General features: G+C 58.1%; 15 protein-coding genes. 6 read left to right on the forward strand and 9 right to left on the reverse strand.

Translation table 11 applies throughout. The features are described 5' to 3' along the window. Positions 1-55 precede the first annotated feature (55 nt). The 9 genes from guaD to xdhA form a co-directional block, all read right to left on the reverse strand. Positions 56-1363 carry a guanine deaminase gene (gene guaD, locus AC2IBB_RS06370; RefSeq protein WP_486332061.1) on the reverse strand — a complete coding sequence of 436 codons (1308 nt, stop codon included), beginning with the start codon at positions 1361-1363 and terminating at the stop codon, positions 56-58. A gap of 40 nt (positions 1364-1403) precedes the next feature. Continuing rightward, positions 1404-1904: an ureidoglycolate lyase gene (locus AC2IBB_RS06375; RefSeq protein WP_486332062.1), complete on the reverse strand. Its 501-nt coding sequence runs from the start codon at positions 1902-1904 to the stop codon at positions 1404-1406. Position 1905: 1 nt separating this feature from the next. Continuing rightward, the gene (uraH, locus tag AC2IBB_RS06380) at positions 1906-2271 is read right to left on the reverse strand and encodes a hydroxyisourate hydrolase (RefSeq protein ID WP_486332063.1); all 366 of its coding nucleotides are present in this window, start codon (positions 2269-2271) and stop codon (positions 1906-1908) included. Further along, complete coding sequence (gene uraD, locus AC2IBB_RS06385) at positions 2268-2777, reverse strand: 2-oxo-4-hydroxy-4-carboxy-5-ureidoimidazoline decarboxylase (protein ID WP_486332064.1); 510 nt, start codon at positions 2775-2777, stop codon at positions 2268-2270. The genes uraH and uraD overlap by 4 nt, the downstream gene beginning before the upstream one ends. Continuing rightward, a complete protein-coding gene (gene alc / locus AC2IBB_RS06390; protein WP_486332065.1) occupies positions 2774-3778 on the reverse strand; it encodes an allantoicase in 1005 nt (334 codons plus the stop codon). Before alc ends, uraD begins: the two co-directional genes overlap by 4 nt. Before the next feature lie 64 nt (positions 3779-3842). Beyond that, on the reverse strand, positions 3843-5210 hold the full coding sequence (gene allB / locus AC2IBB_RS06395) for an allantoinase AllB (protein WP_486332066.1): 1368 nt from the start codon (positions 5208-5210) through the stop codon (positions 3843-3845). Continuing rightward, the gene (gene xdhC / locus AC2IBB_RS06400; protein WP_486332067.1) at positions 5207-6109 is read right to left on the reverse strand and encodes a xanthine dehydrogenase accessory protein XdhC; all 903 of its coding nucleotides are present in this window, start codon (positions 6107-6109) and stop codon (positions 5207-5209) included. The genes allB and xdhC overlap by 4 nt, the downstream gene beginning before the upstream one ends. 3 nt (positions 6110-6112) lie before the next feature. Further along, entirely contained in the window at positions 6113-8533 is a 2421-nt protein-coding gene (gene xdhB, locus AC2IBB_RS06405) for a xanthine dehydrogenase molybdopterin binding subunit (RefSeq protein WP_486332068.1), read from the reverse strand. After that, entirely contained in the window at positions 8526-9995 is a 1470-nt protein-coding gene (gene xdhA / locus AC2IBB_RS06410) for a xanthine dehydrogenase small subunit (RefSeq protein ID WP_486332069.1), read from the reverse strand. Before xdhA ends, xdhB begins: the two co-directional genes overlap by 8 nt. Positions 9996-10490: 495 nt before the next feature. Between xdhA and AC2IBB_RS06415 the strand changes: the two genes are divergently transcribed. From AC2IBB_RS06415 to AC2IBB_RS06440, 6 genes are all read left to right on the forward strand, one after another. Next, positions 10491-12071 carry an ABC transporter ATP-binding protein gene (locus AC2IBB_RS06415; RefSeq protein WP_486332070.1) on the forward strand — a complete coding sequence of 527 codons (1581 nt, stop codon included), beginning with the start codon at positions 10491-10493 and terminating at the stop codon, positions 12069-12071. Positions 12072-12121: 50 nt separating this feature from the next. Then, on the forward strand, positions 12122-13258 hold the full coding sequence (locus tag AC2IBB_RS06420; RefSeq protein WP_486332071.1) for an ABC transporter permease: 1137 nt from the start codon (positions 12122-12124) through the stop codon (positions 13256-13258). Positions 13259-13270: 12 nt separating this feature from the next. Beyond that, a complete protein-coding gene (locus AC2IBB_RS06425; protein ID WP_486332072.1) occupies positions 13271-14197 on the forward strand; it encodes an ABC transporter permease in 927 nt (308 codons plus the stop codon). 101 nt (positions 14198-14298) lie between these two features. After that, positions 14299-15396: a BMP family ABC transporter substrate-binding protein gene (locus AC2IBB_RS06430; RefSeq protein ID WP_486332073.1), complete on the forward strand. Its 1098-nt coding sequence runs from the start codon at positions 14299-14301 to the stop codon at positions 15394-15396. An 87-nt stretch (positions 15397-15483) separates the two neighbouring features. Then, positions 15484-16845: an 8-oxoguanine deaminase gene (locus tag AC2IBB_RS06435; protein WP_486332074.1), complete on the forward strand. Its 1362-nt coding sequence runs from the start codon at positions 15484-15486 to the stop codon at positions 16843-16845. A 116-nt stretch (positions 16846-16961) separates the two neighbouring features. Next, entirely contained in the window at positions 16962-17603 is a 642-nt protein-coding gene (locus tag AC2IBB_RS06440) for a TetR family transcriptional regulator C-terminal domain-containing protein (RefSeq protein ID WP_486332075.1), read from the forward strand. Positions 17604-17609: the final 6 nt, after the last annotated feature.

Consider the following 17609-nt stretch of genomic DNA (forward strand, 5'->3'; position numbering starts at 1 on the left):
TTCCAGTGTTTTTGTTCTTTATCAGGCAGACAAAGCCTGCACAGGTCAGGCCGTGTTATTGCTTCTTGTGAACGCAGCGTCCAGCCGCGTAAGTCGCGCGTATGGCGCGGTCGTCTCCCAGTATGCTGAAGGCGAAAAGCTGCTCCGCCAGACTGCGGCAGTTTTCCATGCGCAGTTGCAGCAGCGGCGTGGCGCGTTTGTCCAGCACCACGAAGTCCGCTTCCTTGCCGGCAGTGAAGCCGCCCAGGACGTGATCCAGCTCCAGCGCTTTGGCGCCGCCCAGCGTGGCGAGATAGAAGCTCTTGAACGGCGTCAGCGCATGACCGCGCAACTGCATGACTTTGTAGGCCTCGTTCAAGGTTTGCAGCAGGGAGAAACTGGTGCCGCCGCCTACATCTGTGCCCAGGCCCACTTTGACTTTATGTCTTTCGGCTTCTTCCAATGCGAATAGACCGCTGCCGAGGAACAGGTTGGAGGTTGGACAGAACGCCAGCGCGGAGTCCGAGCTGTGCAGTCGTTTCCATTCGTCTTCACACAAATGAACGCCATGGGCCAGGACGGCGCGTTTGCCGAGCAGACCGTAATGGTCATAAACATCCAGATAGTTGGCGCATTGCGGGAACAATTCTTTCACCCAGCCGCACTCAGCGGGGTTTTCCGACAAGTGTGTGTGCATGTAGGCGTCAGGATATTCCTCACGCAAACGGCCCGCCGCCGCCAACTGCTCCGGCGTGCTGGTGGGGGCGAAGCGCGGCGTCACGGCGTAGAGCAGGCGACCTTTGCCGTGCCACTTTTCCAGCAGAGCCTTACTGTCCTGATAGCTGCTTTCCGCAGTATCGCAAAGATAATCCGGCGCATTGCGGTCCATCATGACCTTGCCGCAGATCATGCGCAGATTACGTTCCAGCGCTTCTTCGAAAAACATATCCACCGATTCCGGGTGCACGGTGCCGAACACCAGTGCGGTGGTGGTGCCGTTCTTCAGAAGCTCATCCAGAAACACCCGCGCCACTCTGCGCGCATGTTGTGGGTCCTGAAAGTCGCGCTCGGTGGGGAAGGTGTAGGTGTTCAGCCACTCCAGCAACTGTTTGCCGAAAGCGCCGATCATCTCGGTTTGCGGATAGTGAATATGGGTGTCGATGAATCCCGGAACGATCAGGCTGTCGGGGTGCTCTTCGACCGCCGCGCCCTCTGGAAGCGTCGGAGCCACATCGCTATAGGCCCCTGCGGAGGTTATCTTGCCGTCTGCGATAACAAGCAGGCCGTCTTCCCAGTACTGATAACTGGCTTCTTCGCCCACTTCCGCCGGATCGGCGATCATGTGGAAAAGTGGGCCGCGATGGGCGCTGATGGAGCTGGTCATGGCGTGTCAGGGTTCCTCATTTTGTATCAAAATCAACGGATTATAAATCAATTGTCCAAGGCGCGTTGGGCAGTTCGACTTCGTCGCAGTTATTGCCCGGTCCTTTGCGGTCCACAACTAGAAAGTCGCTAACGTCTTCCAGCGCAAGACAATAGTGATGCCAGACGCCCTTGTGGTAGTTCACGCCTTGTCCCGGTTGCGCCAGGAAGGCTTCCACGTTGTCTGCGTCGAAGTCTCCAGGCGGCGCCACCACTACCAGATAGGGACGGGGACTCAATGGGTAGAACGCCTGGCTGCCCAGCGGGTGCCGCTCCATGATGCGGATGGCGACCGGCTGCGCTAAGGGCGTGGAACGAAACAGGCTGATAATGGGCGCGCCATCGGACTCCGCCACATCCACCGTCGCCAGACTGTGATAACGTTCCGTCTGCCCGTAGTTGATGGTGAAATGTTCACTGCCGGCGTCGGCGACAATGACGTCGCCGTAGGGCGCGAAGGCTTCACGAGTCAACGGTTGCGGACGTAAGCGACGCGCGGGCATCTCAGCTGCCCCGGTAGGTGGAGTAGCCATAGGGTGAGAGCAGCAGAGGAATATGGTAGTGCTCGCCATCGCCGCTGATTTCAAACACGACGTCCACATAGGGGTAGAAGCAGGTTTCAGGACCACGATAACCGGGTGTGTGCGTAAGTTTTTTGAAATACGCCGTCGTATCGAAGGCCATCAGATAACGACCCGCCGGCAGCACCACGCTTTCTTCCAATAGATTGGGCAGGCGGCCGTCGGCGTTGGTTTCGCCGCCGCCGATCTGTTCCCAGTCGTCGTCGACAAAAGCAAAGAAGCGAATAGGAACGCCGGCGGCGGGCTTGCCCTGGGCGGTGTCCAGAACATGAGTGGTGATTTGGCTCATAGCAGTTTCTCCAGGCGGATGCGGGTGATTTTACGTTGCTCTTCCGCAGCGTTTATGACTTCCTCGCTACGCGCGTTGGGCAGTCTCGCCTCCAGCAGCGATAGCATTTCCGCCGCACTTTTACCGGTGGCGCAGACAATGAAAATAAAGCCGAATTTCTCTTCGTAAGCCTGATTTCCAGCGGCCAGGCGCTGCAAGGTATCCTCGTCGGCGCTGTTGACGCCGGACTGCTCGCCGGCGGCCAGGGTTTTAGTATGAGCGTACTTGGCGCGCAGTGAATTAACGTCGCCGATCTTGGGATGGCCGGCGAAGGCTTCCAGGTAATCCTGTTCCGTCAATCCCGCCCAGATGCGGTCGGCGGTGTCGTATACAGCCGTTGGCTCGGCGAATGGACGCGCCGCCGTCATGCCCCGCGCCCAGGCTTCGCTGCTGCAACAGGTCAGGAAAGTCGCCTGCGCCGTCTGCTCCGGTATAGCGTTGAGTTGTTCTAGGGTGACCTGGCTCATTTGGGATACCCCAGCACGCGCAGGCGGCTGACGCCGCCGTCAGGATAAATATTCAAGCGCAGATGGGTGAACGCGGTGGCTTTGTCCTGGATTTCGTCCATGAACAGATGTTCGCGATGCGCATGCAGCTTGGTTTCTGGAATGATGGCTCGCCAGTCCAGGGCTTTCAGGCTGTCTGCGTCCGTCGTGTTTGAGTCCGCCGCCACGGCGCCTTCCAGAGAAAAGCGATCAGGATAGTTGCCTTTGAAGTGGCAGGTGTCGACGATGACTTTCTGCAAAGCGCCGGGAGCGGCCAGACGCATGATCAGCCAGTCGTAGCCTGGGCCGCGACGCCGTTTGGTCTCCCAGCCGTCGCCCATATTGACGCCGCGTCCGGGCATCAGCAGGTTTTGCATGTCGCTGAAGAACATATCGCTGCACAACAGCGCGCGACCGCCGTTGGCGATAGCGGCCAGATCCACCAGCTCGCCGGGCAGGGTGCGTGACCAGTCCACCTGGGGAGAGCCGTAAACTCGCAGTCGCGCGACGCCGCCGTCGGGATAAATGTTCAAGCGCACGTGGGTCCAGTTGTCGGCGCTGTCCACCTTGATCAGGTTTTGGCTGTGAGCGTTAACGCTGGTTTTTGGCAGGATCTCCGTCCACTGTGTGTTGGCGTCTGGTTCGCCCAGACAGTAACAGGCGTCCAGAGACACTGACGCCGGCGCATTGCCGCGAAAGTGATTAGTATCGGCGTCGATAAAATCAATGCGTCCGGGCGCGCCGAGGCGCAGGGTGCACCAGTCGTAACCGCCGTCGCGGCGACGTCGTGATTCCCAGCCATCCATCCATTTGCCGTTATCCGTGTACTTATCGGCGATGAAAATGCCGCGTCCGGACTTGATCAGGTTGTCCTTGGAGGCGAAGAAGTCGTCGCTGCAAGACAACACCTGGGTTCCCAGGCGTTCGGCCGCCAGGTTAAGGGCGCCAGGATAGGGCAGTTCAAAATCGATGGCGTGACTCATACAGAGAATTCCAAAATAAGTGTAGAGGTTAATCGTTGTTGTATGTCGTTCATTGCGTCCGCGCTCAGCCTGCTTTGCTTTCTCTCAGCAGCGGCTGGCCTTTGGCGGCGCCGATAAACTGATCGTCCTTGTAAATACATTGTCCGCGTAACCAGGTCTGGCGAATGGCGCCGGTGGCCTGCATGCCTTCATAAGGCGTAATCTTGTGGCGGTGCTTGATCATGTCCTTGCTGATGGTGACCGCTTGATGGTCGTCAAATACCAAGACGTCCGCGTCATATCCCGGGGCCAGACGACCTTTGCGATGGGACAGCCCGGCGAAGCGGGCGGTTTCCCAGCTCATCAGGCGGGAAATAAAAGGCAGCGACAAGCCCCGTTGGTGAGCTTCATGCCATACCAGCGGCAGACTGAACTGGAGGGCGGAAATACCGCCCCAGGCTTTTTCGATATCGCCGCTGTCGATCTCTTTCAGTTGCGGCGTGCAGGGAGAGTGGTCGGACACGACAAAGTCGATCAGTCGCTGCTCCAGGGCTTGCCATAAGTGCTCGCGGTTGTCGTTTTCACGAATGGGCGGGCAGCACTTGAACAGTGTTTTGCCATCTGGGATGGCTTCGGCGAACAGGGTCAGGTAGTGGGGACAGGTTTCCACGGTGAAAGACAGTCCCGACTCCTTGGCGTCGCCGATGGCGGCCAGCGCCTCGGCGGATGACAGGTGTACGATATGCACTTTGCAGTCCACGCCTTGCGCTTTGAAATCGCGGGCGGCGTTGATCATCAGGTCGATAGCGTCGTTTTCCCAGGCTTTGGGGCGCGAAGCGAGGAAACTCTGATAACTATTGCCGATTGCCGGCGGCGGACTGTGCTCTTTATCCAGCTCTGCGTGAATCAGATAGGGAACGCCGTAGCGCGCCAATATTGGCATGGCCCGTTTGACGTCGCTGTCCGTCACTGGCGGAAATTCATCGATTCCGGAGTCGATCAGAAACGATTTTACGCCCAGCACGCCTGCGTCCAGCAGCGCAGGCAGCTCATCGATATTTTCCGGCACGACCCCGCCCCAGAAGCCGCAGTCGACCCAGAGCTTGTCGGACACCGCATCGAGTTTGATGCGAAAGGCGTCGGCGGTGGTGGTGACCGGGATGCAGTTCAGCGGCATGTCCACCAGGGTAGTAATGCCTCCAGCGGCGGCGGCCTGGGTGGCGGTATTGAAGCCTTCCCATTCCGTGCGGCCGGGTTCGTTAATATGCACGTGAGTGTCCACCAGGCCGGGCATCACCACGTCATTGCCGACATCCACCAGCTCGTAGTCGGCGTCTATCGACATATCATAAGGCTGCACTTCCACGATTTTGCCGCCAGCGATCAGCACCGTTGCGGGCTGCATGCCCTGATCGGTGATCACTCTGCGGCTGCGAATGGCGACGCCACTCATAAAGTCTCTCCTGAGGATGTTTGCGTTGACGTTGAAGAGTCCGTGTCGCTGGCGTCCCGCGGCTCTGCCTGATCGGCGGCCCAGCTTTTGATGTCTTTCCAGGCCACGCCCTGTTGTGTGGGCTGCGTGGAGGTGTGATACAAGCCGATCAGCTCAGCGGCGATAGACACCGCGACTTCCATCGGCTGCTTGCCGGGGACGGCGGACAGGCCCACGGGACAGCTCACGCGTTCGACCTGACTGGCGTCCACGCCGCGATAGTCAAAGCGCTGGCGGAAGCGCGCCCACTTGGTGGCTGAGCCGATCAGCCCCAGATACGCGAAGCGGTCCTGGCGCAGGATCTTCTCCGCCAGATCGTAATCCAGTTGATGATTATGGGTCAGAATCAGGTAATAGAGGTTATCTGGGAGATCGTCAATGACATCGCAGGGATAGGCGTCCACCCGTTTATGGGTGTTGGCGGGAAGCGTTTCAGGAAACAGCTCTTCCCGGGAGTCGATCCAGGTGACTTGCACCGGCAGTTCCGCCAGGACTGTCACCAGCGCTTTGGCGACATGGCCGGCGCCGAATAGTGCGATCTGCGTGGGGCAGGGCGCAAAGGCTTCAAACAGAACGGTGGCGCTGCCGCCGCAACACTGGCCCAGACTGGCGCCCAGAGGGAAATGCTCCATGCGCTGACTGTAATCCTGTCTGGCCAGCATCTCCCGCGCGATGGCGGTGGCCTTGAACTCCAGGTGGCCGCCGCCGATGGTGTCAAAGGTGGCGTCGGCGGACACCACCATTTTGGTTCCACTGTCCCGGGGCGTAGAGCCGCGAGCGCCGATCAGCGTGATCAGCACGAAAGGCCGCCCAGCGCGACTGAGCCGCTGGGTGACTTCGAACCATTGTTCCTTATACATGGCTTACTCTCCCTTGGAGGCGCTCAAGGTCGCCTCTACCGCCGCCAATACCCGTTCAGGCGTCGCTGGGGTATGCAGCGGCGCGTCAATGCGGTAGTCGGTCAGGCTGGAAATTGCATCCTTAAGCGCGCACCAGACCGACATCGCGAGCATGAACGGCGGTTCGCCTACCGCTTTGGAATGATAAATGGTTTCCTCGCGATTGGGCTCATTCGGCAATAATTCCACATTCAGCACTTCCGGCAGATCTCCCAGGGTGGGGATCTTGTAGTTCGCCGGGCTGTTGCTGAGCAGACGACCATTGGCGTCCCAGCACACTTCTTCAGTGGTGAGCCAGCCCATGCCCTGAATAAAGCCGCCCTCAATCTGGCCAATGTCGATGGCGGGATTCAGCGATTTGCCCACGTCATGCAGAATGTCCGCCCGCAGCACTTTATATTCCCCGGTCAAGGTGTCGACGACCACTTCCGAAGCGGCGACGCCATTGGCGAAGTAAAAGAAAGGACGGCCCGACGCGGTGTCACGGTCATAATGGATCTTCGGCGTTTTGTAGAAACCGGTGGCGGACAGAGACACACGGCCCATGTAAGCCTGCTGGATGAACTCGGCGAACGGAAACGCCTTTTCACCCACATGGACATTATTGTCCGCGAAGTAAACCTGCTCTGGCGTCACCTGATATTGCTCACAGGCGAACTCGATCAGTCTGCCCTTGAGTTTCTGCGCGGCGTTTTGCGCCGCCTTGCCGTTCAAGTCGGTGCCCGAGGACGCGGCCGTTGGCGAAGTATTGGGCACTTTGTCCGTGCGTGCGGCGGAGACGACGATATGGTCCATATCGACCTGGAATTCCTGCGCCACGATCTGAGCCACCTTGGTGTACAGGCCCTGGCCCATTTCCGTACCGCCGTGGTTCAGGTGAATGCTGCCGTCGGTGTAAATATGAATCAGCGCGCCAGCCTGATTCAGGTGCTGTACGGTGAAGGAAATGCCGAATTTCACTGGGGTCAGCGCCAGACCCTTTTTCAAGATCGGGCTGGACGCATTGAAAGCGCGAATGGCCGTTTTACGGGCGTGGTAGTTCGCATCCGCCATCAGCTTGCGAGTCATTGGCGGAATGAGGTTCTGCTCTACTTTCTGATGGTAGGGCGTGATGTCATAACCGCATTGCTTGAAGTCATAGCGCTCATGATCTTCCCGGTAGTAGTTCAACAGACGCACTTCCACCGGATCTTTGCCGACGCGGCGGGCGATTGCCTCAATCATGGCTTCCGCCGCCATCATCCCCTGAGGCCCGCCAAAGCCGCGAAACGCCGTGTTGGACACCGTATGGGTCTTGCAGCGGTTGCCGAGAATATTGGCGTTAGCCAAGTAGTAAGCGTTGTCGGCATGAAACATGGCGCGGTCGACGATAGCGTCGGACAGGTCCGGTGAGTAGCCGCACAGGCCGTTGACGGTAATGTCGGCGCCCAATATACGGCCTTCGTCGTCAAAACCTACGTCAAAGTGGTTATGGAAGTGATGACGCTTGCCAGTCATTTCCATATCGTCGCTGCGACTGAGGCGGAATTTAACCGGTCGGCCACTTTTGCGCGCCAGTACCGCAGCAAGACAGGCCCAGGGCGCAGCCTGAGTCTCTTTGCCGCCGAAACCGCCGCCCATGCGACGCACGTCAACAGTAATGCGGTTGAAGGGAACATCGAGTACTTCCGCCACCAGTTTCTGCACTTCCGAAGGGTGCTGGCTGGAAGAAAAAATCTGCATGCCGCCGTCTTCATCTGGAATCGCCAGGGAAATCTGGCCTTCCAGATAAAAATGCTCCTGTCCGCCGACCTCGATATCGCCGCTTAACCGGTTGGGCGCGCTGGCGAGCGCCGCTTCCGGCTCGCCTAGGCGCATCTGATGAGGCGGACGCACAAACAGTTGTTGTTGCAGGGCGTCTTCAATACTGAGGGTTGCGGGCAATACTTCATACTCAACCTCCGCCAGTTTCACGGCGCGGCGGGCGGCGCTATGGCTTTCCGCGGCGACAGCGAACAGGGGCTGACCGACGAATTCCACTTTATCCTTAACCAGCAACATATCGCCGGGGAATACCGGGCCGATATCTAGGTGGCCGGGTATGTCGTCGGCGGTAATCACGCACAGCACGCCCGGCGCAGCGCGGACTTTGTCCAGATTCATGGAAATGACGCGGGCGTGAGCGTGTGGGCTTTTGCCTACGCAGCCATACAGTTGTCCCGCGTGAGGAAAACGGTCGTCGATATATTGAGCGGCGCCGGCCACATGTTTGTGGGCGCTGTCATGTTTGGCGTCGCGGCTGGTTTTGGGAGAGCCTTGGGTCGTCGGAGCCTGGGATTGCGCTGAGGCGGCGCTATCCAGCTTGACCTCAAGTGGTTTGCCGAGTTTGTTCAACAGATCACGCATAGTGAAATACCCTCGTCGCCACCGCCCCATCGGCGCTTTCAATATACAACCGCTGCAACAGGTTCGCAGCCACTTTGCTGCGATAGTCGGCGCTGGCGCGGACATCGCTCAAAGGAGAGAACTCCTGTGTTATGGCAGCCTGAGCGGCGCTGATAGTGTCCGGCGTCCAGGGTTGGCCAAGCATGGCCTGCTCGGCGAGCGTGGCGCGCTTGGGGATGGCGGCCATCCCCCCGACGCCCAGGCGAATATTCGCCACCTTCTTGTTCTCGATTTGGACATAACACGCCAGGCACACGGCGGAAATATCGTCCTCCAGTCGTTTGCTGACTTTATACAGATGCAGTTTGGCGTTTGCTTGAGCGCGGGGAATGCTGATCGATGCAATGAACTCGCCGGGCTGTAACGCTGTTTTCTTGTAGTCCAGGAAAAACTGATCGATGGGAAGCCGACGACTCTGGTCGCCTTTTCGCAGCGTCAATTCCGCATTTAAAGCCAGTAGTACGGGCGGCATGTCGCCAATAGGGGAGGCGTTGCCAATATTGCCGCCCAAGGTGCCCTGGTTGCGCACCTGCATTGAGCCCAGGCGTTCCAGGAAGGGCTCCATATCGGGATATTCCTGCGTCAGCGCGGACATGGCGCGCTCGTAAGTGACGGCTGCGCCGATTTCCAGCGTGTCGTCGCCGACGCTCAGAGTATTCATCTCTGCGACAGCGCCGACATAGATAATGTTGTCGATTTGCTTCAGCTGCTGAGTGACTTCCAGGGCCAGGTCGGTGCCGCCGGCCAGCAAACGCGCATTGGGCGCGGCGTCGTAAAATTGGGCGAGCTGGTCGAGCGACTCAGGCAGGTGGAAATGTTTGGCGCCGCCCGGTTCATCACGAGTGACGGAGCCGGGGCCTTGCGTCTTGATCGCGGCCAGTCTGGCGCAGATGGCGGCTTCATTTTCTCTTATCTGCGCCAGTTGTTCAGGAGACGTTGCCTGGCTGGCGGCGTCCAGAATAGGGCGATAGCCAGTGCAGCGACACAGGTTGCCGGCAAGATAAGCCTCTCCCTCCTGGCGTGAGCAAGCCCGTGTATCCGCCTTTTGCTGTTTGTGCTGATAAAGCGCGTACAGAGACATCACAAAGCCGGGGGTGCAAAAGCCGCACTGGGATGCATGTTGATCGACCATCGCCTGTTGTACGGGGTGCAGGCTTCCGCGCCGGTTAAGATATTCAACGGTGATGAGTTGTTTGCCGTGCAAGCCGCCCAGGAAGGTAATGCATGTGTTGATGGAGCGGTAGGTTAATGCGCCGTTCTCTTCTGTGGCGATCACTGCGGTGCAGGCGCCGCAGTCGCCGGATGCGCAGCCCTCTTTGGTTCCGGTTAGCCCCTTATTGGTGCGCAAGAACTCTAAAATGGTCAAATCCGGGTCAAAGTTGTCGAGCTCTAAGGCGTCGTCGTTGAGTAAAAATCGAATCACCGTGGCGTACCTTGATCTTTTTATATACAGCTTACTAAAAATTTTTTGTTATAACGTCCACATGACGCCGCTTAATTTTATACGCAGACAGTCGCTGGTTTCTCACGCCTGTCCTTATAGCTTACGCCCTTTAAAAAACTTGTCTACATGGTCAGGTTATTATTTACATACAAATTCGGTCAACCTATAGTTCAAGTCAGATCTGATCGAACATTAGGCGGATTTTGGCGTCGATGTAAGGTTAGCAAATGTTTTGCCAAAGTTGATCAATTGGTCAAATAATAAAAAACTGACCAATTGGCCAAAAATTTGCATTCGGAATGAACGCAAACCGGCATAAGCAGTCTGAGCCCGCGTCATTCGCGGTGTTTGGGCGGTTGAAATTGCCGGGGTTTATGTTGATGATGCGGCCCCTGTTTGACCTGGGCCGGCGTCAGACCCCGGAGCCGGACAGAATAAAAACAGCAGAAATATTCCAAAGAGGCTTGGCAGCGCATGACAATCGATATTGATCTTCCTCCGCCGAGTAAGGATTACCGGCTGCAGCTACAGGGAATCACCAAGCAGTATCCAGGCTGCCTGGCCAATGATCGCGCTCATCTAAACATCCGTCCTGGCGAAGTGCACGCCCTTCTTGGCGAGAATGGGGCGGGCAAAAGCACCTTGATGAAAATTATCTACGGGGTCACCCGGCCAGACGCCGGCGTTATTTATTGGGAAGGCGAGCCAGTGGAGATCGCCGATCCTGCGGCGGCGCGTCGCTTGGGCGTCGGGATGGTGTTCCAGCACTTTTCGTTATTTGAAACGCTCACTGTCGCGGAGAACATCTCTCTCAGCCTGCCGAAAGAGCAGGTGCGCGATCGCGCCGCCTTGTCCCGCCGCATCAGCGAGGTGTCCAGCAAGTACGGCATGGCGCTGAATCCGGATCGTCTGGTGCATACCTTATCTATAGGCGAACGTCAGCGAGTGGAAATCGTGCGTTGCCTGCTGCAGGACATCAAGTTGTTGATTCTGGACGAGCCGACCTCGGTGTTGACGCCCCACGAGGTCGACCAGCTATTCGCTACGCTGCGGCAGTTATCTCAGGAAGGCTGCAGCATTCTGTTTATCAGCCACAAGTTAAATGAAGTACGTGCGCTGTGCGACAACGCCACGATTTTGCGGGCGGGACGCGTTAGCGGCCACTGTGTTCCCGCGGAAGAAACCAATCACAGCATCGCCCGCCTGATGGTGGGCGACGATACGCCGGTGCATGCGGAGCACGAGAAAACCGAAGGCGGCGAGGACTACCTGATTGTGGATAACCTGTCCGTGAAGACGGACGACCCTTTCGGCGTCAATCTGGAGTCCCTCAGCTTTACCGTGAAAGCCGGTGAAATTCTCGGCGTGGCGGGAGTGGCCGGCAATGGCCAGGAAGAGTTGCTGGCGGCGCTCAGCGGCGAAACGGTCGTTCTGGACACCCCGGCGGCGATCCGCCTGTTGACGCAACCCGTGGCGGCGATGACGTCTGGGCAACGCCGCAAACTGGGCGTGGGCTTTGTGCCGGAAGAGCGGTTGGGCCGCGGCGCCGTGCCGGATATGAGCCTGAAAGAGAACGGACTGTTGACCGGCTATTTCCAGGGACTGACCAGGGCGGGGCTGATCAGCATGCCGGCGGTGCGCAAATTTGCGGAAACTGTGCGCACCCGCTTCAACGTCAAAGCTCCCAACACGGAAACCCACGCCAAATGCCTCTCAGGCGGCAATCTGCAAAAGTTCATCATTGGCCGTGAAATTCTTCAAAACCCGAAGCTCCTGATCGCTGCGCACCCGACCTGGGGGGTGGATGTGGGCGCCGCCCTGGCGATTCACAAAGCATTGATCGAGCTGCGTGACCGTGGCGCGGCTATTCTGGTGGTGTCGGAGGATCTGGACGAACTCTTCGCCATCAGTGATCGGCTGTGCGCTCTGTATGTGGGCAAGATCTCGCCGATTAAAGCGACCAGGGATACCACTATTGCTGAAGTGGGCGGCTGGATGGGCGGCGACTTTCTGGAGTCGTCGCAGCCTGCGCCTCAGCAGGCGGTGGGAGCCTGAAGGATGAGAGAGCATAACGAAGCAGACTTGTTATCGAAGGGGGCCGGGCAATGATATTTAAATTGGAGCGTCGTGTGGACGACTCCCGCTGGATGGCGTATCTCTCTCCCATACTGGCGGGGGCGCTGACGCTGATTACCGGCTCCATTCTGTTCTGGGCGTTGGACAAAGATCCATTACAAACCCTTTACACCTTTTTTATCGCGCCGGTGTCGGACCTGTACGGCTGGACTGAACTGGGCGTGAAAGCCGCGCCGATTATGCTGTGCGCCCTGGGACTGGCGGTGTGTTTTCGGGGCAAGGTCTGGAATATCGGGGCGGAAGGGCAGCTCCTGTTCGGCGCGTTGGTCGGCGGGGCTATGGCGTTGCAGTTTCTGGAAAGCGATTCCGCATTCGCCTTGCCGCTTGTGTTGCTGGTGGGGGCGCTGGCGGGTATGGCCTGGGCGGCGATTCCCGCCTTGTTGAAAACCCACTTCAACACCAACGAAATTCTCACCACCATCATGCTCAACTACATTGCGCTGAACCTGTTGCTGTTCAGCGTGCATGGGCCTCTCAAAGATCCCGGCGGGTTCAATTTCCCCGAGTCCGCCCTGTTCACGGAAGCCGTGACGTTGCCGTTGTTGCTGGAAGACAGCCGCATGCATATCGGCATCCTTTTCGCTTTGTTCGCCCTGGTGGCGGTATGGGTGCTGTTGAGCAAAACCTTTGTCGGCTTTCAGATCAAGGTGTTGGGGCTGGATACCCGCGCCGCCCATTTCGCCGGCTTCAAAGAACGCCGCCTGGTGTGGCTGGCGCTGCTTTTGAGCGGCGCTCTAGCTGGCTTGGCCGGCGTGTGTGAGGTGACTGGGCCGATTGGTCAGGTAGTCCCGCAGGTCTCACCGGGTTACGGCTATGCGGCGATCATCGTCGCCTTTCTGGGGCGTCTGCACCCTGTGGGCATTCTCCTGTCGAGCATGTTGATGGCGTTGATTTATATCGGCGGCGAGCTGGTGCAGATTGAACTGAATCTACCCTTGGCGCTGACGGGGCTGTTTCAAGGCATGCTGCTGTTTTTCCTGCTGGCCTGCGATGTGCTGATCGTATACCGCATCCGCCTGAATCCGCGTTTCAGCACGATGCGCAAGCCTTCTTCTGCGGCGCTGGTGAACGGCGCAGACGCAAAATTATCCACTCACTCGCAATAACGGGGCGCCGCCATGGATTACGATTTGATAGTCAATATTCTGTACGCCACCGTGCGCACGGGCACGCCGCTGATTCTTGTCGCGCTGGGCGAGCTGGTGTGTGAAAAGTCGGGCGTGCTTAATCTGGGTCAGGAAGGCATGATGCTGATGGGCGCGGTGATCGGTTTTATCGCAGCGCTGGAAACCGGCAACTTGTGGCTGGGCGTCACCTTCGCCATGACGGCGGGACTGCTCATGTCGCTGTTATTCGGATTCATCTCGCTTAATCTGAGCGCCAATCAGGTCGCCACAGGTCTGGCTCTGACCATATTCGGGGCCGGTCTTAGCGCCTTCGTCGGCAGCGATTATGTGGGGACGCCGCTGGAAGGCATTCAGCCCTGGCATATTCCTTTGCTCTCGGACATTCCTTTTATTGGCCGCATTCTGTTCAGTCATGACCCTCTGGTCTATCTTTCATTCGGACTCTTTCTCGGCGTCTACCTGTTTCTGAACCGCTCCCACGCCGGACTGGCGCTGAAAGCGGTGGGCGAGTCGCCGCAGTCCGCCAAAGCCACTGGACTGCCAGTGTTCAAGATTCGCTATCTGGCGGTAATGTTCGGCGGCGCCATGGCGGGCCTGGCGGGCGCCTATTTATCATTGGCCTATACGCCGCTGTGGGCGGAAAACATGACCGCCGGGCGCGGCTGGATTGCGCTGGCGCTGGTGGTGTTCGCCAGTTGGAAGGCCGAGAGGGTGTTGCTGGGGGCGTATCTGTTCGGCGCGTTCAGCATCATGCATCTGGTGGCGCAGGGGCTGGGCTTTTCAGTGTCGCCGAATCTGCTGGCGATTATGCCCTACCTGGCGACCATCGTGGTGCTGGTGATGCTGTCTTCGGATAAAGCCAGAGTGAAGCTCTATGCGCCGGTATCGCTGGGCAAACCGTTTCACCCGGCGGATTAAATACCGTTTGTTTACGCGTCAGGCCCGGACGGCCTGCGTCAGGCGACGCGCAGGGAGCTGCGGATAACTCAAAAACTATCCTGCTGAAGGGGTTACATTGTATGAAGCAAGAAAAGAAATCGTTGGCGCAGCGCTTCGCCAAGGCCGCGGGCGTCGCTCTGGCGCTGTTTATGTCGGCGCAGTCCGTGACAGCGGCGGAACCGGTGAAAGTCGGTTTTGTCTATGTCGGACCCACCGGCGACGCGGGCTGGACATACTCTCACGACAAGGCGCGCAAGTATGTCGAAGAGCAGCTCGGCGATAAAGTGAAAACCACCTATGTTGAGAGCGTAGCGGAAGGCGCGGATGCGGAGCGTGTAATCCGTCAGTTGGCCAAATCCGGCAACGATCTGATTTTCACTACCTCTTTCGGTTATATGAACCCTACCCTAAAGGTGGCCAAGCAGTTTCCCAAAGTGAAATTCGAGCACGCCAGCGGCTATAAGCGCGCCAAGAATGTGGGCACTTACTTCGATCGTATCTATGAAGGCCGTTACCTGACCGGCGTCATCGCTGGCAAGATGACCAAGTCCAACGTTATCGGGTATGTCGGCTCCTTCCCGATTCCTGAAGTGGTGCGCGGCATTGACGCCTTCACACAGGGCCTGCGCAGCGTCAATCCCGAGGCGGTGGTGAAAGTTGTGTGGGTCAGCTCCTGGTATGATCCGGCGAAAGAGCGGGAAGCGGCGGAAACTCTTATTCTGCAAGGCGCCGACATTATTAACCAACACACGGATTCCCCTGGGCCTATCCAGGCGGCGCAAGCCAAAGGCGTGTATGCGTTCGGCTATCACTCCGACATGTCTCTGTACGGCAAAGACGCGCATCTGACCGCAGCCACCCACAACTGGGGACCGGTCTATCTGGATAAAGTGAAGTCTGTGATAGACGGCAACTGGACTTCTACGGATTTCTGGGGTGGCCTGGCGACCGGCGCCACAGCCTTGGCTCCCCTCAATTCGGCGATCCCGGAAGACGTCGTCAAACTGGTGGAAGAACGCAAGCAGGCGATCATTGACGGTAAGCTGCATCCCTTCCAGGGGCCGGTCAAAGATCAGACTGGCGCGATCAAAGTGCCTGCTGGCCAAGTGATGAGCGATGAAGACATGCTCTCCCTGAACTGGTATGTGGAAGGGGTGGAAGGAGAGCTTCCCAAGTAGGCGCCCGTCCTGCTTTAACTTATGATGGCCCCGGCGCCGGTTTATCCGGCGCCAGGTAATCTGGGCGATCAAAATACGGGTGATCAGATGACGACTCTCTGGATAAAGAATCCGCTGGCGATATACGGTCAGGAAACAGACTGCGACGCCGGCGGCGGCGTCGTGACGCGCGGCTCGGAAATCGTTGAACTGGTGGCGAGGGGCGGCGCCCCTGCAACGGCCTATGACGAGACCTTCGACGCCTCGCAGCATGTATTGCTGCCGGGCTTGATCAACACCCATCATCATTTCTATCAGACCTTGACGCGGGCGTTGCCCGACGCCTTGAACAAGCCCTTGTTCCCCTGGCTGCAGAGCCTGTACAAAGTGTGGGCGCATCTGGATGCGGACATGGTGCGTTTGGCCACGGAAATGGCGTCAGCGGAACTCCTGTTGTCAGGTTGCACCACGGCGGCGGATCATCATTATCTGTTTCCTATGCAGATCGACAACGCCATCGACATCCAGGCGGAAGCGGTGCGCAAGATGGGCATTCGCGCTTTATTGACGCGGGGCTCCATGAGCCTGGGGGAAAAAGACGGCGGTCTGCCGCCGCAGTCGGTTGTACAGAACGAGCAGTCGATCCTGGATGACAGTCTGAGACTTATCCGCGCTTATCATGACGCCAACGACGGCTCTATGCTGCAGATCGCGCTGGCGCCTTGCTCGCCATTCTCCGTTACCCGTGAACTGATGCAGGAAACCAATCATCTGGCTTCCCGGGAAGGTGTTTTGCTGCACACCCACCTGGCGGAAACCGAGGACGAAAACGACTTCTGCCTGCGGGTCTACGGCGTGCGGCCGGTGGAATACCTGGCGGAAGTGGGATGGATGCACGAAGGCGTCTGGCTGGCCCACGGTATTCACTTCACCGATGACGAGATGGACGAGCTGGGACGGCGCGGCGTCGGCGTAGCGCACTGCCCCAGCTCCAATATGCTGTTGGGCTCCGGCGTGTGTCAGACGCTGGATCTGCAGAAGCGGGGCGCTCCCGTCGGACTGGCGGTGGACGGCTCCGCCTCCAATGATTGCTCCAACATGATTCAGGAAGTGCGACAGGCGTTGCTGATACAGCGTTTGCGTTATGCGCCGGGTGAGATTACCCATCAATGGGCGCTGGACCTGGCCACCAAAGGCTCGGCGAAGCTGCTCAAGCGCCCGGAGCTGGGCGTGCTTGCGGCAGGGAAGCAGGCGGATCTGGCGTTGTTCAAGCTGGATGAGAATCGCTTCTCCGGCTCCGGCGATCCGCTGGCGGCGCTGGTGCTGTGCGGCGCCCATCAGGCGGATGCGGTGATGGTGGCCGGCCGTTGGCGCGTCAAAAACAGTGTTCTTATGGATGTGGATATGGCTCGATTGCGCGCGGAACATACTGCCGCGGCGCTGCGTTTGCGCCAAGCTGCTTGCAGTTGACGCCATAACATGAACAATACGTTAATTCAGTGAGTTAACCGTGGGCGTCGTCGCCGTTGTCGCGGCGGCCCGCGAACTGTTCACCCATTAAGCAGCAGGGGATGGTTAGGGCGACTATGGTATTGAAAACAAACCGTGTGGAGAATCCGGGCCGTATCAGGCAAAAGAATGAAATGCTTATCCTGCGGGCGGCGGAAATTGAATTCGCCCGCCACGGTTTCAAGGGCGCGACAGTTCAGCAGATCGCAGACACGGCGGGGCTGCCTAAAGCCAACGTTCATTATTACTTCAAAAGCAAACACGACCTTTATCTGGCGGTGCTGAGCGACATCGTCGAACTCTGGAACTCCGCCTTTGACGCTATCCGTCCTGAAGACAGCCCGGCGGACGCCCTGGGACGTTATATCCGCTCCAAGGTGATGTTGGCGAAAACCCATCCATTGGCTTCCAAGATCTTCGCAACGGAGATCATCAGCGGGGCGCCCACACTGGGTAAATACCTGAAATCCAATAACCGCCAATGGGTCAGAGAAAAATCAGCGGTGATTCAGTCCTGGATCGATCAAGGTAAAATTGATCCGATCTCCCCGGAACACCTGATTTTCCTGATTTGGAGCGCGACTCAGCATTACGCGGACTTCAGCACTCAGATTGAAGCGGTGCTGGGGCGTAAAAAACTGACCTCCAAGGATTTCGATTTTGCGGCGGATAACCTGATTCGCATTATTCTGAAAGGCTGCGGCGTCAAAATTCCCTGACAGGAC

It is taken from the genome of Hahella sp. NS-SX17 (genome assembly GCF_057367735.1).